Raw genomic sequence first — 22,228 nt, forward strand, 5'->3', positions numbered from 1 at the left:
CCGTAGATACGTTAGGCATCAAGAGAAAGTAGAGCGGCAAGAGCAGGGTCAACTTGCTCTTGAATAAAGGCCCCCTTTTAGGGGGTTAAAACAAAGCCACCTTCTTCAGAAGGTGGATTCTTTACTGGCAATAATTTCAAGTTCATAACTTTAAAGCCACTCTTGAAGCGATAGTGATCTGCCTCTAAAAAATCATATTTTTCAAAAAATTCAGCTTTCACATAAATGATCTCTCATTTAGTTGTTATTTATTTTAATCAATCCATAATAGCCAAACTATTTCCTTAAGAAGCGGTAATAGGCGCTATTCCCTCTCTTAAGACAGTGGTATAAATAAGCCGAATTTTCCCCCTACACGTGAACATTTAGGATAAGTAGTCATGATTTTCTCTCAGGTAGTACTCGCACCCGCAGATCCCATCCTTGGTTTAACCGATACATTTAAGGCCGATCCGCGCCAAGATAAAGTCAACCTTGGTGTTGGCATTTATAAGGATGAAGCAGGGCAGACTCCGGTATTACAATCAGTCAAGAAAGCTGAAGCACTATTGCTTGAGCAAGAGAAAACTAAAAACTATTTAGGGATAGAAGGGGTTCAAACCTATAATCGCGTAGTACAAGAGCTGCTATTTGGTGAAGGTAGTGATCTCGTGACTTCTGGCCGAGCAGCAACGGCCCAAGCGCCTGGTGGTACAGGTGCACTGCGTATTGCTGCCGAGTTCTTATTGCGTAATACCCCATCGCGCACTGTGTGGGTAAGTAATCCAACTTGGGCAAACCATCAAAATATTTTTGAAACTGCGGGTTTGACGGTTAAAGAATACGGTTACTACAACGCCAGTGCCCACGATATTGATTTTGATGGCATGATGACAGATCTCGCCAATGCACAGGCGGGCGACATTATTCTACTGCACGGTTGCTGTCATAACCCAACGGGTATCGATTTAACGTTAACCCAATGGGAATTAGTCGCTAATCTTTGTGCGGACAAGCAATTAGTTCCATTATTCGACTTTGCATACCAAGGTTTTGGTGCTGGTATTGAAGAAGATGCTGCTGGTTTACGCTTAGTTGCGTCAAAAGTACCAGAACTATTAGTGGCAAACTCATTTTCTAAAAACTTTGGTTTGTATAATGAACGTATCGGCGCGGTGACTGTGGTTGCACAAAATGCCGATGAAGCGGTGCGTGCATTTAGCCAAGTGAAACGTACTATTCGTGCAAATTACTCAAATCCACCAGCCCATGGCGCGTTAATTGTGAGTACGATTCTGAGTGATGCATCATTGAAAGCCCTTTGGGTACAAGAGCTGACCGAAATGCGTGAACGTATTGCCGAGATGCGTACGCTATTTGTACAAAGCTTAAAAGATGAAGGTGTGACACAGGACTTTAGCTTTATTTCCCGTCAAAACGGTATGTTTAGCTTCTCCGGCTTAAATAAAGCACAGGTTGCCCGTTTGAAAGACGAGTTCGGCATTTATATCGTCGGCTCGGGTCGCATTAGTGTGGCGGGTATGACCAAAACTAATATGCCTGTGATCTGTAAGGCGATTGCTCAAATCCTCTAACTTAAAAGAGGCTTACGAAAAGGACAGCTTAGGCTGTCCTTTTACTTTTATGCGGTCGATAAACTTAAGTTTTATGGTTTATCAGTATAGAGAACAATTATGAAGCCAATGTTTCTAAAGGTAATTCTGACTTTATCCGCAGTATGGCGTTAAGCGCATCACGCAGACTCGCCTGATCATGCAATTGCGGATTATGACGATTTTTTAAGGGAAAATAATTAACTAGGGTGCCTAAACGCACTTGTTCCGAATGTCGCAGCACTTTAGTGATCACGGGTTTACCAATTACTTGATGGCACCAGGCTATACGCTGCTCAATACTAAACTGGCCTGCTGGCGAAGTTTCTTCATTAAGATTATCGATAAAGACTACGGGCGCGGTTGTCATTGCTAATGCTTTAGCAAAGCAGGGTAATAAGAGAGGTGGCATCACACTCGTAAGAAAACTGCCAGGTCCCAAGATAATCAGATCCGCGCGGCAAATGGCTTCACAGGCTTCGGCTGTCGCATCAACTTGTGGCTCAAGGCATAGTGCAATGGGAGCTTCATTCATCTTGTCGACATTCACTTCACCAAACACTTTTGATCCGGACGCTCGTAATGCCACCAAATGGGTTGGTTGCTCCGACATCGGAATGATATTGGTCTCAATTTTAAGCATATGCCGAATAAGATTGACGGCTTCGAGGGGCCTAACGCACAACTTATCTAAGGCGAGCAACATCAAATTACCTAGATTATGACCACTGAGTTCAGTTTCGCCTTGAAAGCGATACTCAAATAATTGTGAGCCGACAGAAGGACGATGAGCAAGTTGGGACAAACAATTGCGCAAATCACCCCAAGCAATGCAGTCCTGCTCGGCTCTTAATCGACCTGTAGAACCACCATTATCCGTCGTAGCAACAATACCTGTGAGACGATTGCCTAGAAAATCGAGTGATGAAAGTACACGTCCAAGACCGTGACCGCCACCGATTGCCACTACATGATTGAATTGGTTTAAGATTTGCTGCATGAGGCTTCCTTCCTGAATACCCGTAAAATCCTATCCTGTTATCAACTCGGATAAACTCAGTTTGTTACTGCCGAGGCTAACGGAACCTTAGTATAAAAGCTCAGTCAAAAGCATGCACTAAAAATTCTCACGCATTCTAATACTTAAGCGCCGGATCGCATTTTAGATATGTGTGAATGCAGGATTGGGAAGAATTGTTGTTTTTGCATCCAAATTTCGTGAATTTCAAGATATGACATATAATCTGGCGCTTATTTTGCCACTAGTAACTCAACATCGAAGGTGACTTATTGAAAACTGGTAGAATTGGTTCGTTTACACTCGCGTTAGCCCTAGTGATCTCGGCGATTTTTTCGTTGAGATTGTGGCTCATTCCTACAACGAATGAGCCTGAATCTATTGTTAACCAATTGGAAAACGCCGTTGAGCCTGTTACGCAAGTTCCTGACTTTTCTGCTATCAGTGATGTAGCAGAAAAAAAACGTGCCTTTTTTAACTTTTTGAGGCCGATTGTTCAACAACAAAACGCCATTATTGCCACTGAACGTGAATTTATCATTGATATGTTGGCAGTAATAGATAATGGCAATACGTTGTCCGAATCACAGTTAGCGCAGCTCAATCAATTATTTGATAAATATCAATATGCTGCCCGCAGTGTCGATACTAAATCCCTTAACAGCCTACTCAAACGGGTTGATATTATTCCAGAATCGATGGTGCTGATCCAAGCGGCTAATGAATCTGGGTGGGGCAGTTCTCGTTTTGCTCGTGAAGGTTTTAATTTCTTTGGTGAATGGTGTTTTAGTAATGGCTGCGGCATTGTGCCTTCTTCGCGAGGCTCAGGTAAAATACACGAAGTAGAAATATTTCCATCGGTAGACGCTTCAGTTTCCTCCTATATGCGTAATTTAAACTCGAACACAGCATATGCCTTGTTTCGCTCAATTCGAGCCGATTTACGTGCTCAGGAGGCTGAATTGAGTGCCGACCAACTTATCTATGGATTAGTGAATTATTCTGAAAGGCAAGAAGCTTATATCGATGAACTACTCGATATGTTACGTCATAATGAAAAATATTTGGTGAAGGCGGATGTATAAAAAATGGTTGTTAGTGGGAGTTTGCTTGTGTGCATCAAATGTGCTGGCAGAAACAATTTCCCTTGAATATAAAGGGTTTTATGACAGATTAAAGCAAGTCAATAAGGGTAGTTATCAGTTAGTTGAAGTGGCCTTTAGTGTACCAATGCTGCCTAACTGCCATATTCAGAGTGGTACCATTTCGAGTGAATTAAATTCAACGCCACTCACTTATACATCTGCGCAACGTTTGTTTATTCCCTTTGATGATGCACTGAAAGACCAACGCGCATTAGTAAATCTAGAGTTTGAGGGTAAGGCTGAAGGGTGTGGAATTGCGATGCAAGTGCGCTCGAAGCAAACACAAGTTCAATATGATCAAGAACGCTTACAGCAAATTGCTAGTGAAATGGATGACTTACTAGGGGCTATGCAGGGCTTCCCGATGCGTTACTTTAAGGATCCTATTGCAGGATTAAATTTTGAATTTGCTCAAGATCAAACTGTTACTGTGACGCTTGATGGGCGTGAACAACAGGTGAATACCAGCTTTAAGCTGAGCGTTGAGCAGATCAATAGTTTGACAACATTGCAATTTAGCCATGTGCCGACCGTATTAAGTCCTTGGGTTAAGTAACAATAGATTAGCTATAAAAAAGCCCACGTCGGTGGGCTTTTTTATGCTTGTCGCATTTACGCTTCGTACACGTTGACGATATTGATGCGTTTTGCCGCATCTAAATCGATATGGCCGTTGTTAGCAATATCGAGAAAATCAAAGGCGGGCAGTTCGGCTTCGGCCACATCCCCCTTCATCGGCGCATTGGGATCGCGTTTCAAGGACACAAAGTCAAACTGCTCACGGTCAACACCCTGTGAAGGGGCGGTGTTTTGCATAGCAGTGAAAATGGTTTCAATACGGCCTGGGTAGAGTCTATCCCACTGATTGAGCATGTCTTTCACTGCTTGACGCTTGAGGTTTTCCTGCGAGCCACAAAGATTACAGGGAATGATGGGGAATTTTTTCAATTCCGCATATTCTTCTAAATCCTTTTCGCGGCAATAGGCGAGTGGACGAATAACCACGTTAGCGCCGTCGTCCGAGAGCAACTTAGGTGGCATGGCTTTCATCTTGCCTCCATAAAACATATTGAGGAATAGCGTTTCAATAATATCGTCTCTGTGATGACCGAGAGCTATCTTGGTTGCGCCAATTCGTTGCGCAAAACCATAGAGAGTGCCACGACGCAGGCGAGAGCACAGTGAGCAAGTGGTTTTGCCTTCAGGAATTTTCTCCTTCACAATCGAGTAAGTGTCTTTTTCAAGAATGTGGTAGGGAATATTAAGGCTATCTAGATAGGCAGGCAGTATATCTTCAGGGAAACCTGGCTGCTTTTGATCTAAGTTAACGGCAATAATTTCGAACTGTACAGGCGCGCGCTGTTGTAGATTGAGCAGAATATCCAGCATAGCATAGCTGTCTTTACCGCCACTTAGGCAGCACATGACTCGGTCACCATCTTCAATCATGTTGTAGTCGGCGATAGCACTACCCACTTCACGACGCAGACGCTTCTGTAATTTATTCAGACGGGTAATTTGTTTTTTTGATAATTCTTCAGGCATTTGACTCGCCGTAACTTCAGACATAGCTTCCAACATAAAAAAAGCGCCCAGTAACTCAGTTTCAGGGCGCGTATTATTCCAGCTATCGACGGCGGGGTAAAGAGCGGCGTGCGTTATGCCTCTTCAAGCGGCGATTTATAACCATCAGGTTTGATAGCTAATAAATCACAATTGATGCTATCAATAACATGTTCTGCTGTGTTGCCAATGAGTGCTGCTGAAAAGCCTGTACGACCGACTGTACCTAAAATAACTAATTCAGCATCGAGCTGCTCAGCAAGCTCTGGGATCACATCCTCTGGCAATCCTTCCCTCACATGGCAATGGAGTGTATCGATACCATAGGCATTAGCCAGGTATTGCACTCTTTGTTCGTGTTGTAGGCGAATGGTGTCGTTGTAGGTTTGTGCATCAAAATCGGGGAGTTCAATGGCAAGATTTACCGGTGTGCCTGGATAGCCATTGACTAAGTGAACTTCGGCGGCAAATTTTGCGGCTAAATCCTTCGCATGTTCAATAATTTTGCCGTTAAGCATTTGATGATCGGTATCCTCAGTTGCCACGTTTACCGCGCAGAGAATTTTACCGGTTTCAGGCCAATCATGATCTTTGACCATTAATACAGGAACTGGGGCTTTGCGCATTAAATGCCAATCTGTCGGAGTAAAGATCACCGCTTTTAATTTATCATGAGCATGGGTGCCTTTAACAATCAGATCATATTGCCCTGCAATGGCATGGTTAATAATGCTTTCAAAGGGGCGGTTGTGCCAAATAACTTGCGTATCAATATTAAGTTGTAGGTGGTTATAGGCTGACAGCAGATCTTGTATCCAAGCTAAACGTTGATCAATCACGCCTTGGCGCATGGCTTCGCGCTCTTGGCTCGATAGAATCGATGTCATTTCATAGGAGAAGTCAAAAATCGAAAGAAACACAGTCACATGGGCGTTACTTTTACTGGCTAAGGTAACCGCTCTAGCGAGTGCCACTTGATGTTCTGTCGTAGGATCGACAACGACCAGTATTTTTTGATAATCCTTCATAACTTGTTCCTTTAGTCATAGGCTCATATTCATCATGAGCCTTTGGCAATTATCTGTATTGTTCTAGATCAAAACTCTTTTGAAAACCAGTGCCTAGCGCCAAAAACGCATGATTAATGATGAAGCTTATCTGGCAATTCTGGCATTACCCGCTAGAAGATTAAGTTCATTATAATCAACGATAATGATGTACTTACCTTTTACTTCGATTAACCCAGATTTTTGGAAGCGGCCTAACAAGCGACTGATGGTTTCAACGGTAAGGCCTAAGTAATTACCAATATCCCCACGTGTCATGGTCAAGCGAAATTCTTTGGCAGAAAAACCTCGATTACCAAAGCGGTTAGCGAGATTACTGATAAATGCAGCGAGGCGTTCTTCTGCATTTTTCTTACTGAGCAGCAAAATCATTTCTTGATCGCTCATGATTTCATTACTCATTAAGCGCATGATTTGTTGGCGTAATTTAGGCATTGTGCCTGAAAGTTCATCGAGAATATTGAAGGGTATTTCACACACCATGGAAGTTTCTAAGGCTTGTGCAAAACTTTGATGAGATTGTGCATGAATACCATCAAAACCAATGACATCTCCCGCTAAATGAAAGCCAGTGATCTGTTCATCGCCTTGTTCGGTGATCGTGTAACTTTTTATGGTGCCTGAGCGGATCGCAAAGAGTGATTTTAAAGGATCACCTGATTTAAAAATCTGTTCGCCTTTTTGAATAGGTTTCTTACGCTCAATAATGTCATCGAGTTGATCGAGTTCATTTGCATTGAGGGTGAATGGGATACAAAGGGTTCCCATACTGCAATCGTGACAATGAATTGCGCACCCACTGGCGGCGGGACGACGGTTTTTATTCTGCTCTATTGTCATGTCGGTTCTCAAGTTAATCCACTGCAGCCATGTTAAACCAATTCATTCGCTTGGGCTAGTTTAGCTGCGACAGGGCGATATATAAAGTTTGTGCACCAAAGGCAATTAAAAGTAAGCCACTCAATAATCTAACGGTTTTTTGCTGCACCCAATTGGCTAAGCGTTTGGCCGCCAATCCTGCACTGAGTAGTGCAGGGAGTGTACCCAAACCAAATGCCAGCATAATCAAGGCGCCTTGACTGGCAGAACCTGCCGCTACAGACCAAGTTAAGGTGCTATATACCAGTCCGCAGGGCAGCCATCCCCATATCAATCCCGCGGTGATGGCTTGCATTGGCGTAGTGATTGGCACCAGACGTTGTGCTATGGGTTTCAAATAACGCCACAATATCTGACCAAGGCGTTCAATTTGTACTATTCCGATCCAAATTTTTGCAATGTAAAGCCCGGTTGCAATCATCATGACGCCGGCGATGATCCGGAGAATTAATAGGTAGCTATCTAGCTCAAATAAGTGCCCAAGCATGGCAGATGAACCGCCGACTAAAGCGCCCGCGAAGGTATAACTGACAATCCGGCCAAGGTTATAACTTAATAAGTAAGTGAGTTGATGGGCTAAGTGGTTTCCTTGCTTAGGATTAGCAAGCTGAGAGGAAAAGGCGCCAACAAGGCCACCACACATGCCAAAGCAGTGAGCGGCTCCCATTAGACCAACGAGAAACGCACCCATTACATTGTATTCAATCACAGTGCCAGTCACTGAGGCATGCCTTTGTCTTGAGATTCCTGTTGCTTGATGCTCGCAGGATTAGGTTTGTCGGCATCTTCATCGAATAGAATTGAGACACTTTGGCGGTCTAAATCATCGAATTGTTCGGATTTTACCGCCCAAAAGAACACGGCTACAGCGATCAACACAAAGATCATCGCAATAGGGATAAGTACATAAATGATGCTCATTAGCTAAGCCTATTTTATTGTTATATTTTAATTCGTAATAATCTCAAACTGTTACCCACAACAATCAGTGAGCTTGTCGACATGCCGATAGCGGCAATATAAGGTGCAACATGGCCGGTTACCGCTAAAGGTAAAATGAGCGCGTTGTAACCTAATGCCCAAGCGAGATTTTGGCGAATAATTTGTGTGGTCAGTTTAGCAACCCTCACCGCTTGGGTGAAGCGGGAGAGGTGATCGCCAAGCAAAATAAGATCGGCACTGTTTTTGGCAATTGCACTACCGCTGCCCATGGCCACGGATAAATCGGCGCCAGCGAGTACTGGTGCGTCATTTATGCCATCACCGAACATCACCACAGGATTGGATTGCTGTAACTTATTCACTAGCGAGAGTTTATCGGCCGGTGTGAGTCCACTGTGTACATCCGTAATGCCGAGCTCTTTTGCCAATTGATGCACATGCCCAGAACTATCCCCGCTGGCGATACTGACCTTGCAACCTTGTTGCTTCAGTATGTCGACAGTTTCTTTGCTATCGATACGAATATTGTCTTTGATCTCAATAGTGGCGATAACCTTTAGTTGGTCATCACTGGCACGAGCAAGCCAAATCTGTTGATTGATAAACTCAGGATTGACTATTGCGCCAGTAAAGTGAGCATTCCCAATGCGATATTCAGCGCCATTGATAATGCCTTTAACCCCAAAACCCACTTCATGGTGAACCTGATTTGCGACGACATCGGGTGTCAAATAAGCAGCAAATGCAGCAGCAATGGGATGACGAGAGCCCGTTTCTAACGCTGCGGCAATCGCTAGTACTTGTTCTTTACTAAAATCACCATGACATTGCACCTTGGCTATCGATAGCGTGCCGCAGGTGAGGGTGCCGGTTTTATCAAATACTACATGCCTGATTTGAGGCAGTTTTTCAAATACACCCGCCTTACGGGTAATGATCCCAAGACGGGTAAAAATCGCGGTCGCGCAGGTCACTGCGGTAGGCGTCGCCAGCGCAAGGGCGCAAGGACAGGTGGCCACTAATACTGACAAGGTCACCCAAAAGGCGTCTTCGGGGGAGATTTGTAGCCACACCAGATAGGTGATTGTCGCTATGGTTAAGATAGTGCCTGAGAAATAACGCGACAGTTTATCGGCTAGCATAGCGACGGCAGGTTTAGTGTTTGAGGCTAATTCCTGCAAGCGAATAATTTCAGCAACCAATTGGTCTTGCCCAAGAGCGGTGACTTTTACCTTAATGGGTTGGTCTAGGTTTATGGTGCCAGCAAATACTTGGCTATCGACGGGCTTTTCAATAGGCATTTGCTCACCGGTGAGCATGGCTTCATTGATGCTGGTGTGGCCGTCAACCACGATTCCATCGGCGGCGACCATTTCACCGGGTTTAATGAGGATAATATCCCCAAGACATAATTTTTTTGCGGGGATTTCTTCTTGCCCCTGCGCCGTGACCAGATGTGCCGTTAACGGCACTAACTTGTGGAGATTACTGGAGCTAACGGAAGCTTTTTGTCTTGCCTTCTGCTCGAAATAACGTCCCAGCAGCAGGAAGAAGGTAAACATGGAAACGGATTCAAAATAGACTTCGCCCGTGCCGTTAACGGTCGCAAAGCAACTGGCGATATAGGCGCCGCCAATGGCGATAGAGACCGATACGTCCATATTGAGTTTGCCACTGAGCAGGGTGCGAATCGCGCTAAAATAGAAGGGCTGCGCCGAATAGAGCACCACGGGCGTGGCGAAAATCATGCTCACCCAGCGGAAATAATCCCGATATTGCACATCCAAATCAGTAAAGTAACCGGTATAGAGGGCGAGGGCGAACATCATCACTTGCATGGTGGCAAAGCCCGCCAAACCTAAACGCAGTAAGAATTTACGGCTATTTTGCTTGGCGGTCAGTTCTTGCTCATCCACTTGATAGGGTGCAGCTTGATAACCGATACGGCTAATTTGCCCCAAAATATCACTGAGTTTAACTTGCTGTTTATCCCAGCTGATCAGCGCCCTTTGGGTGGTGGAGTTGACCATCACTTGGTTTACGCCAGGCAGTTGCTTCACTTTATGTTCAATTAACCAAGCGCAGGCCGCGCAGGTAATGCCATCAATGGACAGCGACACTGAGTCGCTATACTCCACTGAGTGGACAAAGTCCTGCTGTACCTCGGGCAAGTCATAGGCACTAAACTGATTTAATTCATCAGGCACAAGGGCCGTCTGTTTATTACCTGGCTCAGTTCTAAACTTGTAATAGCTTAATAAGCCTGCATCAACAATGGCTTGGGATACCGCTTGGCAGCCCGGGCAACACATGAGTTCATCGCGATCATTAATACGAGTGACAAACTGCGTGCCGGTGAGTACAGGTTCATTACAGTGAAAACAACTTGGATGTGTCATAGCAATATTCATTCAACCACAATTAGTTCAACCACAATTGGACGCTGTCTTTTAATTCGACACGTTGATGAATACGCCATTTACCGTCAAAACCTTCGAGGCGAACTTCCCAAGCGCCCGTTAACACATCGGGCAGAGTAATGCGATACACATGATTGGCATCGGCGGTGACAGTGGCCTTAATATCTCTTTCGGCAATCGTTGGGTGATAAAATTCGACTTTCAACGCAGCTTGATAGGCTGGGCCGCCGTGCTGAGTGAATAGGAGTTCATGGTTATTCTGTTCAAGTTGCCATTGCATGCCAAGCTGCTTGGCATATTTGACTTTACTCAAGTCCATGTTGATGGCTTTGCCTTCTTTGTAATAATCCTCGGCAACCAGAGAGTCAGAGTTTGAGAGGGCAATTTTTAGCGTGGTAAAACTTGCGACGACGGCACATAAAGGAAGAATAATTAAAAACCAAGGCCAAAACTGCTTATACCAGGGTTGTTGTTCGCTCATGTTAAATACCCATTATAAAAATTTGCGCCATTTTACCGTTAAAAGGTGGCTTTAGCACTTTAAAAAAAAGGCCCCGACGTTATCGAGGCCTTAGTGTTACTCATATCTAATTACTTGTTTGACAAGCTATAAACATAAGCTGCGATCACGTGGACTTTCTCTTCACCGAGAACGTCTTTCCATGCTGGCATCACGCCTGCACGGCCGTGTTTGATCGTTTCTTCGATCACACCACGGCTACCGCCATATAACCAAACATCGTCAGTTAAGTTAGGTGCGCCCATGAGCTTGTTGCCTTTTGCGTCCATACCGTGACACGCAAAACAACCTTTCATGAATGAACCTTGACCAAGAGCTGCGAGTTTCTCGTCGTGTTCACGACCAGATAACTTAACCACATACTCGGCTAGACCTGCAATTTCGCTATCGTCGATTGGCAAACCACCTTTTGGTGGCATCATGCCATGACGACCGCTCATGATGGTGGTTTTAATCGTGGCTAAATCGCCACCGTATAACCAATCACTGTCGGTCAGGTTAGGGAAGCCTTTGCTACCACGTGCGTCAGAGCCGTGGCACTGCGCGCAGTTTTGTAGGAACAAACGGCCGCCCACTTTCAACGCTTCTTGGTTTTTCACTAACTCTTCGAGTGGTGTTGCCAAGTAAGCCGCGAAGATTGGGCCATATTTTTCGTTAGCGTGTTTAACTTCTTGGTCGTACTGAACGTACATGCCTTCTTTTGCCGCCAGCTCAATCGCGGCTACAGAATCGGCTTTAATACCTTTCTCTGTACCAATGCTTTGGTTAGAGCTGGTCCAGTTCAGTAGACCTTTGTAGTTACCTAAACCTGGGAACAGGGCTAAGTACACTAGGCCAAACACGATAGTGATATAGAACATATAACTCCACCATTTTGGCAGTGGGTTATTGAGTTCTTCGATACCATCGAAACTGTGACCCATGGATTCGCCTTCTTTGACATCCGTGGTGTTCTTTGAACACACACGTAGCAACAGAAAACATCCTGCGATCACAATTAACGAGAGTACGCTAATCCAAATACTCCAGAAGCTACTCATCACTTATTCTCTCCTGAGTCCTTCGATTCCTTGCTGATTTCCTCATCGGAAAACACAAGATTGGCTGCTTCATCAAAGGATTTTTGACGACGCGAGCTATATGCCCAAGCAAATATACCGACGAAGGTCAGCATCACAATGATGGTTAAAATACCTTGTAATGTGCCGTAATCCATATACTGCCTCCTTATTTGAGTGCGTGACCCAAAGACTGAAGATATGCAATCAAGGCTTCCAGCTCTGTCTTACCTTCAACAGCTTTCTGCGCGCCTGCGATTTCTTCATCGGTGTAAAGATCCTTACCTTTGTAACCGCCTTTGTGCATGTTACGCAGAATAGTCATCTTGTCGCCGGTTAACTTGCCGTCTAACTTGTTTTCGGCAAGCCATGGGAAGGCTGGCATATTCGATTGAGGGACCACAGCACGAGGATCGATTAAGTGAACTTCATGCCATTTATCGCTGTAGCGACCGCCAACACGGGCCAAGTCTGGACCAGTACGCTTAGAACCCCATTGGAATGGGTGATCCCAAACAGACTCACCGGCAACAGAGTAGTGACCGTAACGTTCAGTCTCTGCACGTAAAGGACGGATCATCTGGCTGTGACAGTTGTAGCAACCTTCACGCACATAAATGTCACGGCCTTCAAGTTGCAGGGCAGTGTAGGGTTTCAAACCTTCAACAGGCTCAGTGGTATCTTTTTGGAAAATCAGCGGCGTGATTTCAACCAAGCTACCGAAGCTGATAGCGATAACAGTGAATATCGCTAACAAACCGATGTTTTTTTCAACTATCTCATGATTAAATTTCATCGAGTTTGCTCCTTAAGCCGCTTTTGCTTCAGCCAGTGCTGGCAATGAATCTTTAGAGGCTTTCACAGTACGGATCACGTTGTATGCCATGATCAGCATACCGGTTAAGAAGAAACAACCGCCTAGGAAACGTACGAAGTAGAAAGGATAAGAAGCTTCCAGACTTTCAACAAAGCTATAAGTCAAAGTACCGTCAGCGTTAACTGCACGCCACATCAGACCCTGCATTACACCGGAAATCCACATAGACACGATGTAAAGAACAGTTCCGATTGTCGCTAACCAGAAATGCACGTTAACTAACTTGATGCTGTACATACGGCCATGGCCGAACAGTACTGGGATCAAGTGATACAGAGAACCGATAGATACCATTGCAACCCAGCCTAGCGCGCCGGAGTGAACGTGACCTACTGTCCAATCTGTGTAATGAGATAAAGCGTTAACTGTCTTGATGGCCATCATCGGACCTTCGAAGGTCGACATACCATAGAAAGACAGAGAAACCACTAAGAAACGCAATACTGGGTCAGTACGCAGTTTGTGCCATGCGCCAGATAAGGTCATGATACCGTTGATCATACCGCCCCAAGATGGTGCGAACAGGATCAGTGACATCACCATACCTAAAGACTGAGTCCAGTCAGGCAGGGCAGTGTAGTGTAAGTGGTGAGGACCTGCCCAAATGTACAGTGCGATCAGTGCCCAAAAGTGCACAATCGACAGACGATATGAGTAAACAGGACGACCGGCTTGCTTAGGAACGAAGTAGTACATCATACCTAAGAAGCCAGCGGTTAACAGGAAGCCTACCGCGTTGTGACCATACCACCATTGCACCATGGCATCGACCGCGCCACTGTACATAGAGTATGACTTAAACAAGCTAACAGGAACGGCCATTGAGTTCACGATGTGAAGCACGGCAACCGTAATGATAAATGCACCAAAGAACCAGTTCGCTACGTAAATATGCGATGTTGTTCGTTTGATAATAGTGCCGAAGAACACTATTGCATAGGATACCCAAACGATCGTAATTGCGATATCGATTGGCCATTCTAATTCAGCATATTCTTTACCGCTGGTATAACCCATTGGCAGAGTGATGGCTGCTGACAGAATGATGGCTTGCCATCCCCAAAACGTAAATGCAGCTAATTTAGGTGCAAATAGTCGGGTTTGACAGGTGCGTTGTACGACATAATAGGATGTTGCAAAGAGGGCTGATGTTCCGAACGCGAAAATTACCGCATTGGTGTGTAATGGTCGCAAGCGACTATACGTAAACCAAGGCGTATCGAAGTTCAGATGTGGCCAGATTAACTGAGCCGCAATTAAAACACCGACTGACATACCAACAATACCCCACAAAACTGTGGTTAAGGCGAATTGGCGGACAATGGTGTAATTGTAATCAGCGCCTGTTGGCTGGGAATGGTTCATCATAATGCTTCCACTGCTTATTACTTTTACTTTTAGTAAAGACTAGCTTTACCTGTTATATATGACACAAAGCTCATGTCCCTATAAGGGTTATGAAGCCATGTCAATGCGTTACCCTACACATTTGTGCTCAAATATGAGGTTTCGCAATGATACTTGAGCCATGTCAAAAAAGATACCAAAGAAGGGGGACGGAAAGTTGATCTAGATCAACCTACGCCATAGAATGTTAACATCTTGCATCACAAGGTTAATTTTTGTGCTTAATCGCAAACGTCTCCCGCTTTACATCATGTTAATTGCGTTGAATCTTAGCGCTTGTGATAAAAAAACCGAGCAACAGGTAAAAATACCGCCTACAGATCCCACTCTTTGTGTGTTTACTCAGGGAGATTGCATTAAAAAGGTCGGGGATATAGTGCTGAGCATCAGCCTTTCGCCAGATCGTGCGCCAAGTGAAAAACCATTAACATTGAAGCTATTATCTTCTGATGTACTTGATAATTTACAGGTCCGTTTAGAAGGTAGAGATATGTTTATGGGCATTATCCCTGTCAATATTCGTCAACTCGATAAAACAACCTATGAGGGGCAGTTGATTTACGGTTCCTGTAGCAGTGGGTATATGGTGTGGCGTGGTTTTATCAGTTTTAGTCGAAATGGTATCGAGCAAGCCGTTATTTTTGACTTTCTTGCCGATAATCCATATTAAGTTTATGGCGTTCACCGGATAAAGAGCTTGGTAACAATATTAACTCCCACTCCTTATTCATAATGACCGATTATCATAGGCGGATGATTGATTATGAATGCTATTTTGGCTATTCATCATGATCCTTCCAGTTTTCTTTAACCTGTACAAAAATATCGATGTTATTGATAAACAGTTCGAGTAAATCAGGATCAAAATGTTTACCTGCACCTTTACGCATTTCATCGATAACCTCTTCCAGTGGCCAAGCTGCTTTATAGCAACGTGCATGGGAAAGAGCATCGAACACATCTGCAATTGCAACAATACGGGCAAAAATGTGAATTTGTTCTTGTCTTAAATTGGCTGGATAGCCTGAACCATCATACTTTTCATGATGTTGCAAGGCTATAATCGCAGCGGCTTTAAGGATAGGCCGCTCGGAATTCGCGAGGATCTGGTAGCCAATAGTAGGGTGCTGACGCATAACCAACCATTCTTTATCGTCTAACTTGCCAGGCTTAAGCAACACAGCATCGGGGATCGCTATCTTACCAATATCATGCATAGGCGATGCTCTGCGTAAAAGTTCAGCTTCGGTCTCTGATAATCCAGCAAGTAGCGCCAGTTTGGCACAATATTCGGCCATGCGTTTTACGTGATTAGCAGCCTCTTTTGAGCGGCTTTCAACGACATCCCCTAAACGTAGAATAAGTTCAGACTGGGTATCTTCGACCTCTTGATTTAGAAGTAGGTTCTCAAAGGCGATACCCACATTTATTGCAAAAATATCAATAAGTTTTTTATCTAAATCGTCGATTTTATCAATCCCATCCATATAAAGCAGGTTGATAAGCCCGCTCTTCGTTGGGAAATAGCCAACGAAACAGTTATCTTCATATAAACAACGCTTTTGTGCGAGAGCTGTGCGTAATAACTTATCAATATGCATTGGTAACACTTTGTTCGCAGGACTCTCGGCAAATTGTCCCGTCCCCGCCAAAATCTTAATCTCAGCAGATTCCATATGGCCGCTTATCGCATCCATGGCATTGCAGGTTAGCAGCAGTGTTTCGGAATCGAGATTCAATAGGGTTGCAACTTGGGTCAGCAAGCCATCAGCGAATCGATAGAGCGTTCTGAGTTCAAATAATCCTGAGGTTGCCTCGAGCACTCGCTCTAATCCTTTTCGATGATTCAGCTGTGCACGCCTTGCTTGTTCGATTTCCATAATGTCGCGGTAAGAACGCAGTGCCGAGTAGACACTTGTCATTAACTTGCGTGAATCGAGTTCAGATTTTGCCTTATAGTCATTGATATCGTAGTTGACGATAACATCTTCTTCAGGAGCTTGGCCTGGTTGTCCTGTGCGCAAAATTAGGCGGATTGTTTTGTTTTTATGTTCCTCACGGATCCACTTTACTAACTCCAAGCCAGCATGATCGGTTTCCATAACAACATCAATAAAGGCAATTGCCAGATCTTGTTCATTTAAAAGAAATTCTTTAGCTTGCTCAGCACTATAAGCGTTAATAAAGGAGAGGGCACGACCATCGAGTTTAAAACGAGAAAGTGCAAGTTTAGTGACCGTGTGTACATCAGGCTCATCATCAACAACAAGAATTTTCCAGGGCGCAGAAAATGCAGAAGTTTCTATGGTTTTTTTCCCTGAAAAGAGCGGCTTTTTCTTTGTAAGATCAATCACCATCCGAGACCTCATCACTTAATTTATGTCGCACAGTTAGAGTGTAGTAGAAGCTTGTCAAATCAGTAAAAATAATTCTGCAGCGGGGAAGGTCGCAAATTTAATAGCTCGTTATTGATAACTATTATCATTTGTGTATTATCAAAATAGATAACTCAGCAGGAATTTATATGGCATATATGGCAGAAAGGATCAATTTATCTATATCAGAGGAGAAACTTGCGCAACTCATTCGTGAAGGAAGTCTATGTGCAGCGGATTTTTCATGTCTAGATAATCAATCAAAACGGAAAGTCTGGCAACTTTGCCTTATCTGTTGCCAAAAACGCATAGGCTGCCAGCAATGTTCACAAACAAGTTGTCCGCAAATTGAAAGACTCATTAATGCCGATAAATAACGTTATCGGCATTTGCATTTAAGTATTATCATGCATTAAACACTTAAATTTAAAAGTTATTATGCAGCTTCCTCCAGTATTACCTTTATTTGATTCAATTGAATTCATACAAGATGGGAACGGTGTGGTGAATCAATACATTACCCAAGTCAGTCTAACGGATGTGCCTGATGCAGGTTTAGTAATGGAACATGCAACAGATTGGTTGTTTGAACAAAAACACAGTGAAAACAACTATAAAGCCTATCGGAGTGAACTCACTACATTCCTGCATTGGTGTTTTGATGTCGCCAAAATGTCACCCACACAGGTGCTACGTAAGGATATGAGTCGGTATGTGGATTATTGTTTGGCGCCACCCTTAGCGCTGATTGGTTACTTTAACGTGCCACAGTTTAAACTCGATAAACTGCGTGATGAGCGGGTTCCTAATAGTCTTTGGCGGCCATTTGTCGGCAAGAAACTGTTAGGGCAAGTTCAACCTTATGTGCTTAGCGACAATGCATTAAAAACCAAGATTGCTATTTTATCCTCGTTTTATAGCTACTTAATGAGTGAGGAGTTTTGTGAGCGCAACCCCGCGCAAATTTGGTTGAATCACAGCCGCTTTGGCCAAAACAAGCAGTATCAAAGACAAAGCGAGGAAGATGAAAACAACTTGGCTTTCACAGAACTACAGTGGTCCTATGTGATGAGCACAGTTACTCGATTGGCTGAAACATTACCCGAATTGCATCAACGTAGTTTATTCTTGATTTCATTGATTTATTCCTGCTATTTACGCATCTCTGATGTATCTGCACGGGTTGGCTATTCACCAGTAATGGGCCAATTTAGGCAAAATTCACAGACAGGCATTTGGAGTTTTCATATTCCACTCAGTAAAGGTGGTAAAAAGCGTAGCGTGGCGATGTCAAAGGCGTTACTGGACGGCTTAGTTAAATATCGACAGTTTTTAGGTCTTACTGACTATCCAAATCAAAGTGAACCACATCCGTTATTTGTTCGACATAGAGCAGCTGGTCGCGGCCGAGATGCGGGTTTAGTGAATGCCAATCTTGGGATCCGTCAAATCCGTGAAGAAATTCAGACCATCATCAATCTCGCGGCTGATAATGCGCAAACAGATGGTTTTAATCACGATGCCGAGCAAATGCGAAAACTCACTGCGCATAATATTCGACATACTGGGATCACCCATGATATCAACATCAATCGTCGGCCGTTATCACATGTCCAAGCCGATGCAGGCCACGAGAGTATCGACACCACATCGAAGTATTTACACACTACACAAATAGAAAGACATGAAAGTGCCTTTAATAAGCCGTTAGACCATTTGCAAGGTATTAACTAGGATGTTATCGGCACCCCAAATCCCTCTCACACAAAACTGCGCACAATGTATATTATGTTAAATTGTGTTTTGGGGAAAGAAACAGTTCTCTATGGATTTACGTTAAAGTACTTTCACTTCTGCTGGTTCTGCTTGATTGAGGATTTATTGGTTTAAGGAAGAAATGCTATTGCTTATATCGCGTTGCTACGTGAATGTTTGCAGAGATTACTCCGCATAGTGCTAAAGAATTCACATAGCATCGCGTTTTATATCATGATGTTGGTGTCTATTATTACTTGGATCGACTTTTTATTTTGCCAATCAATCTCTTCATTTGCCTACGGTCAAATCTTAAAGCCCGACCACGGCTGGTTGTGACAGTTGGCTTCCTTGAAGTCGATAGCCATGATTATAAATATTTGCTCGACCATCACGGCAGAAACCGACTAAAGTCACATTGCTTTGCTCCGCAATCTCAGTAGCCAACGCCGTCACGGCTGACATAGCAAACAGAATTTGAATACCGACACTTGCCGCCTTTTGTACCATTTCAAAACTGGCGCGGCTGGTTAACAATACCGCAGCGGGTTTTGCTGCATACCGAACAGACATCGCCCCGATCAATTTATCTAAAGCGATATGTCGGCCAATATCTTCAAATAGATAAATCACCTCCCCGTTTTCATTTACACCAATTGCAGCATGGGTTGCACCAGTTAAAGCAAAAGTCTGTTGTAGTTGTTTGACTCGGACTAAAATCGGGTCGAGATGGGCAATGTTGAATCGGATATCTGATCCGACGACTTGAACTGGTTTTACAGCATCTTTAAGCTGTGCAACACCACAGAGACCACAGCCAGTGCGTCCTGCCATGCTACGGCGATGCTCCTTTAACTCATTGAAACAGCGTTGATTAATCTCTATCTTAATGATCACGCCATTAGAAACATATTCAAGTTCAATATCTTTTATATCATTAATGGTTGAGACAATTCTTTCCGAAAGCGTAAAACCTATCGCAAACACTTCCAAGTCCTGTGGGCTTGCCATCATGACTGTGTGCGCCAATCCGTTATACACCAACGCCACTCTTATCTCATTGGCGAGTAATTCAGTTTGTTCAACATTCCCTGCCGTGCTAAATCGAGTCACATCGGCTGTAACAACTGAATTAGGGAAAGAATTATCAGCAACCATCAACGCATCTCCTGTTAACTACGTTTTCTAAGCTTCATGGGCCAGCAATAGCGGATTGACAGTTGTCGCACCATAGCCCTTTGTATTGAGCTCGGCATCCAATCCCATCGATGCGATATCATCCGCTGCCGCATCTAACAATGGCAAACGGTTGATAAACAACATCTTAGTATATCCTTTACACGCCTCGCAGCTCTCAATCCGTACGGCAGCCTTATGATCGTCAAACGACCAAATAGACATCTCACGGGATTGTTCGCAGCAGGTACAATGGGCTCGCACATAGTGCCACTCGCTTTCACACAGACTGCAATGTAGATAACGCAGCCCTTCGCGTGGTTTATCGACAATCATGCTGGCGACAGGATGACTGCCGCATACAGGGCATAAACTGGACTGCTTAACCCTATTGGTATCCATACGCGCAATCACCATGGGCGCCCAATGGGACCAATAGAGTGACAAACCCGCCCAAATAAATAAGCTAAACTGTGCGGGTACGGCACTAAACTGCCCTTGCCTTAGTTGATTGCCCCACTGGAGCAATTGGACTGGCGATTGCTCCAGTAGCTCCTGGAGAACAGGCACTAAATGCGCGGGCACTTGGGATAACAATTCTGTCAGCAATGCTTGCAATGGTTGTAACCAATCCTGAGCCGTTTGAGTTTGGCTTAGGGACAACGGATATGGCGCCTCAACGTCAATCATTGGTGCTGAGCCCATATCCGTTGCCGCCAGTTTTTGCTGCGCAGACACTAGGATTTGGCAGAGCTTAAGATAATCCGCCAGCGGAGAATCCTGCGCTAATTGGGCTAAACGACGTGCTCTATGTTGATAAATTTTCTCAGGATCTGCTGCTTTTAGCGGTTTCAAAGCTAAGGGAGATTTATCAACAAAACTTAACGGGATATCGCTGGCCATCTTCATTGCTATTATTCCTCGTGTTCTTCTAACATGGCTGGGTGGTGCTTACGGGCCCAAGCCTTAGAGACTTTGCCGTAGAGCATCCCAGTGATAGAGCCTTCAATCCAGCAGGCCATCCATACGTGTACCACTAGGGATAACAGCATTAATATGCCGCAGGCCGAGTGGACTAAGGTGGCCCAATTGACGGCTTCTGCCGAGAACATGGGGGCAAAATAAGGTTGCCACATCATGATGCCGCTGATCAGAAACGCCAGTACAAAAACCACAAAGGCGCGGAATAACATTTTCTGACCTGGGTTGTAGTGGCCCACGGGCGGAATGTTCTCTTCTTTTTGCAGTAACACCCACACCACGGCTTTCATCCAGGGCAAATCGTATTTATTCCACTTATTGTGCTGGTAGTAGCGGATTAACATCACCGCCAGCAGCAGACACATGGCAATTCCAAAGAATGGATGCATCACTTTTGCCAGTTGTGGTGTGCCAACAATGCCACTTAGCCACTGGAACGAAGGATAAAAAAACGAAAACCCCGTTAGAAAGGTCACTAGGCCAACAAAGACTATGGTCCAGTGGCACAGGCGATCTACGAGCTTATGACGGACAATCATTTCTTTATGATTCATAGCTTTTCCTCCTCTTTGACGCCGGCATCAATGTAACCAGGCTGATCTTCCTCGACGATGTTGCGCCCTACCGCAATGCGGTGCATCAGGGCGAACGCCGCCGTTGCGAGCAAGCCTGCGGTGCCCAACGGTTTGAGCCAATCTTGACGCCATTCGGTTGCCGCAGGGATTTGCGGATCCTTGGGCATGCCATAGCTTTCGGGTTGCGTGATATCGTGGAGGATCATCATCATATGCGTACCGCCAACCCCTTCGGGGTTATAAAGTCCCGCCTTGGTAAAACCGCGTTCCTTTAACTGCTCGACGCGTTTTTCGGCATAGAACAACATGTCTTCGCGGGTACCAAAGCGCAGTGCTCCCACGGTGCAGGTTTTAACGCAGGAAGGCTCGAGGCCAACGGCGAGCCTATCGGAGCACAGGGTGCACTTATAGGCTTTGTTATCTTTGGCGCTGATCTTAGGCACATTGAAAGGACAGGCACTGGCGCAATAGCCGCAGCCAATACACTTGTTCGAGTCAAAATCCACTGTGCCATTGGCATGTTGCACAATCGCGCCACTGGTTGAACAGGCTTTTAAACAGGCTGGATCGGCGCAATGCATACAGGCTGTGTGGGTAAATTGCCAACGCAACTTATTGTTATCCATCACTTCGTGATACTGCATTATGTTCCAGCTTTCCGGTGACAGTGTCATCGGGTTCTGGTAACTGCCTTGGAAAGTACCGACATCTTCACGAAGGTCATTCCATTCGGAGCAGGCAACCTGACAGGCCTTACAGCCGGTACATTTCGTCGCATCAAACAGCTTAGTCACCTGCTGAACCGCACCAATCCGCGCTTGAGACGCTGGCGTGATATCCGTGGTGCCTGAGATGCGGATAATATCTTGAGAAGCCAT

The 22,228-nt window shown here is 44.7% G+C and carries 24 protein-coding genes and 1 pseudogene; 7 read left to right on the plus strand and 18 right to left on the minus strand.

Translation table 11 applies throughout. The annotated features are described in order from the left end of the window. Positions 1–67 (plus strand): annotated as a pseudogene (locus IEY09_RS18445) (IS200/IS605 family transposase); the annotation flags it as partial. A 10-nt stretch (positions 68–77) separates the two neighbouring features. On the opposite strand, the gene IEY09_RS18450 reads toward IEY09_RS18445, so the two are convergent. Then, complete coding sequence (locus IEY09_RS18450) at positions 78–221, minus strand: hypothetical protein (RefSeq protein WP_188872219.1); 144 nt, start codon at positions 219–221, stop codon at positions 78–80. Between the two features lie 159 nt (positions 222–380). On the opposite strand from IEY09_RS18450, the gene IEY09_RS18455 reads away from it, so the two are divergent. Next, positions 381–1,574 (plus strand): amino acid aminotransferase, encoded by a 1,194-nt coding sequence (locus tag IEY09_RS18455; protein ID WP_037418524.1) that lies wholly within the window; start codon positions 381–383, stop codon positions 1,572–1,574. Positions 1,575–1,671: 97 nt separating this feature from the next. Here IEY09_RS18455 and IEY09_RS18460 read toward each other — a convergent pair whose 3' ends face one another. Beyond that, positions 1,672–2,592 (minus strand): YvcK family protein, encoded by a 921-nt coding sequence (locus IEY09_RS18460; protein WP_037418527.1) that lies wholly within the window; start codon positions 2,590–2,592, stop codon positions 1,672–1,674. Between the two features lie 290 nt (positions 2,593–2,882). Here IEY09_RS18460 and IEY09_RS18465 point away from each other — a divergent pair, with 290 nt between their 5' ends. Together IEY09_RS18465 and IEY09_RS18470 are read left to right on the plus strand one after the other, a co-directional pair. Beyond that, the gene (locus IEY09_RS18465; RefSeq protein WP_037418530.1) at positions 2,883–3,695 is read left to right on the plus strand and encodes a glucosaminidase domain-containing protein; all 813 of its coding nucleotides are present in this window, start codon (positions 2,883–2,885) and stop codon (positions 3,693–3,695) included. After that, positions 3,688–4,311, plus strand: coding sequence for a DUF2987 domain-containing protein (locus IEY09_RS18470; RefSeq protein ID WP_188872221.1), 624 nt, complete (start codon positions 3,688–3,690; stop codon positions 4,309–4,311). The genes IEY09_RS18465 and IEY09_RS18470 overlap by 8 nt, the downstream gene beginning before the upstream one ends. A gap of 56 nt (positions 4,312–4,367) precedes the next feature. Here IEY09_RS18470 and ttcA read toward each other — a convergent pair whose 3' ends face one another. From ttcA to ccoN, 11 genes are all read right to left on the minus strand, one after another. Then, the gene (ttcA, locus tag IEY09_RS18475) at positions 4,368–5,336 is read right to left on the minus strand and encodes a tRNA 2-thiocytidine(32) synthetase TtcA (RefSeq protein WP_188872223.1); all 969 of its coding nucleotides are present in this window, start codon (positions 5,334–5,336) and stop codon (positions 4,368–4,370) included. A gap of 77 nt (positions 5,337–5,413) precedes the next feature. Continuing rightward, positions 5,414–6,346, minus strand: coding sequence for a universal stress protein UspE (gene uspE, locus IEY09_RS18480; RefSeq protein WP_037418539.1), 933 nt, complete (start codon positions 6,344–6,346; stop codon positions 5,414–5,416). A gap of 126 nt (positions 6,347–6,472) precedes the next feature. Further along, positions 6,473–7,225 (minus strand): electron transport transcriptional regulator EtrA, encoded by a 753-nt coding sequence (gene etrA / locus IEY09_RS18485; protein WP_037418542.1) that lies wholly within the window; start codon positions 7,223–7,225, stop codon positions 6,473–6,475. A gap of 55 nt (positions 7,226–7,280) precedes the next feature. Continuing rightward, positions 7,281–7,973 (minus strand): sulfite exporter TauE/SafE family protein, encoded by a 693-nt coding sequence (locus tag IEY09_RS18490; protein WP_047540430.1) that lies wholly within the window; start codon positions 7,971–7,973, stop codon positions 7,281–7,283. Positions 7,974–7,981: 8 nt separating this feature from the next. Next, positions 7,982–8,185 (minus strand): cbb3-type cytochrome oxidase assembly protein CcoS, encoded by a 204-nt coding sequence (ccoS, locus tag IEY09_RS18495; RefSeq protein ID WP_037418545.1) that lies wholly within the window; start codon positions 8,183–8,185, stop codon positions 7,982–7,984. A 20-nt stretch (positions 8,186–8,205) separates the two neighbouring features. Beyond that, the gene (locus IEY09_RS18500) at positions 8,206–10,605 is read right to left on the minus strand and encodes a heavy metal translocating P-type ATPase (RefSeq protein ID WP_188872225.1); all 2,400 of its coding nucleotides are present in this window, start codon (positions 10,603–10,605) and stop codon (positions 8,206–8,208) included. A 22-nt stretch (positions 10,606–10,627) separates the two neighbouring features. Then, positions 10,628–11,107 (minus strand): FixH family protein, encoded by a 480-nt coding sequence (locus IEY09_RS18505; RefSeq protein ID WP_055647955.1) that lies wholly within the window; start codon positions 11,105–11,107, stop codon positions 10,628–10,630. 110 nt (positions 11,108–11,217) lie between these two features. Next, positions 11,218–12,186, minus strand: a complete 969-nt coding sequence (gene ccoP, locus IEY09_RS18510; protein ID WP_037430481.1) for a cytochrome-c oxidase, cbb3-type subunit III — start codon at positions 12,184–12,186, stop codon at positions 11,218–11,220. After that, on the minus strand, positions 12,186–12,362 hold the full coding sequence (locus tag IEY09_RS18515) for a CcoQ/FixQ family Cbb3-type cytochrome c oxidase assembly chaperone (RefSeq protein ID WP_011072349.1): 177 nt from the start codon (positions 12,360–12,362) through the stop codon (positions 12,186–12,188). The genes ccoP and IEY09_RS18515 overlap by 1 nt, the downstream gene beginning before the upstream one ends. 11 nt (positions 12,363–12,373) lie before the next feature. Next, a complete protein-coding gene (ccoO, locus tag IEY09_RS18520) occupies positions 12,374–13,000 on the minus strand; it encodes a cytochrome-c oxidase, cbb3-type subunit II (RefSeq protein ID WP_023265294.1) in 627 nt (208 codons plus the stop codon). 12 nt (positions 13,001–13,012) lie between these two features. Beyond that, positions 13,013–14,449: a cytochrome-c oxidase, cbb3-type subunit I gene (ccoN, locus tag IEY09_RS18525; protein WP_011072351.1), complete on the minus strand. Its 1,437-nt coding sequence runs from the start codon at positions 14,447–14,449 to the stop codon at positions 13,013–13,015. Positions 14,450–14,672: 223 nt separating this feature from the next. On the opposite strand from ccoN, the gene IEY09_RS18530 reads away from it, so the two are divergent. Beyond that, entirely contained in the window at positions 14,673–15,158 is a 486-nt protein-coding gene (locus tag IEY09_RS18530; protein WP_086904581.1) for a hypothetical protein, read from the plus strand. Positions 15,159–15,267: 109 nt separating this feature from the next. Here the strand turns inward: IEY09_RS18530 and IEY09_RS18535 are convergent, their stop codons facing one another. Then, positions 15,268–16,845 carry a DUF3369 domain-containing protein gene (locus IEY09_RS18535; protein ID WP_086904582.1) on the minus strand — a complete coding sequence of 526 codons (1,578 nt, stop codon included), beginning with the start codon at positions 16,843–16,845 and terminating at the stop codon, positions 15,268–15,270. A gap of 176 nt (positions 16,846–17,021) precedes the next feature. On the opposite strand from IEY09_RS18535, the gene IEY09_RS20285 reads away from it, so the two are divergent. Both IEY09_RS20285 and IEY09_RS18540 read left to right on the plus strand, forming a co-directional pair. Further along, positions 17,022–17,240: a hypothetical protein gene (locus tag IEY09_RS20285; RefSeq protein WP_037430492.1), complete on the plus strand. Its 219-nt coding sequence runs from the start codon at positions 17,022–17,024 to the stop codon at positions 17,238–17,240. Positions 17,241–17,301: 61 nt separating this feature from the next. Further along, a complete protein-coding gene (locus tag IEY09_RS18540; protein WP_188872227.1) occupies positions 17,302–18,597 on the plus strand; it encodes a tyrosine-type recombinase/integrase in 1,296 nt (431 codons plus the stop codon). Between the two features lie 333 nt (positions 18,598–18,930). Here the strand turns inward: IEY09_RS18540 and fdhD are convergent, their stop codons facing one another. Genes fdhD through fdxH form a run of 4 tightly spaced genes read right to left on the minus strand, consistent with a single transcriptional unit; the run spans position 18,931 to position 22,228 of the window. Further along, positions 18,931–19,776 (minus strand): formate dehydrogenase accessory sulfurtransferase FdhD, encoded by an 846-nt coding sequence (fdhD, locus tag IEY09_RS18545; protein WP_188872229.1) that lies wholly within the window; start codon positions 19,774–19,776, stop codon positions 18,931–18,933. A 27-nt stretch (positions 19,777–19,803) separates the two neighbouring features. Beyond that, entirely contained in the window at positions 19,804–20,703 is a 900-nt protein-coding gene (gene fdhE, locus IEY09_RS18550; RefSeq protein ID WP_088585573.1) for a formate dehydrogenase accessory protein FdhE, read from the minus strand. Positions 20,704–20,708: 5 nt separating this feature from the next. Beyond that, entirely contained in the window at positions 20,709–21,329 is a 621-nt protein-coding gene (locus IEY09_RS18555) for a formate dehydrogenase subunit gamma (RefSeq protein WP_037418572.1), read from the minus strand. Next, positions 21,326–22,228: a formate dehydrogenase subunit beta gene (gene fdxH / locus IEY09_RS18560; RefSeq protein WP_037418575.1), complete on the minus strand. Its 903-nt coding sequence runs from the start codon at positions 22,226–22,228 to the stop codon at positions 21,326–21,328. Before fdxH ends, IEY09_RS18555 begins: the two co-directional genes overlap by 4 nt.

This window comes from Shewanella xiamenensis (genome assembly GCF_014647135.1).
GTDB lineage: Bacteria > Pseudomonadota > Gammaproteobacteria > Enterobacterales > Shewanellaceae > Shewanella > Shewanella xiamenensis.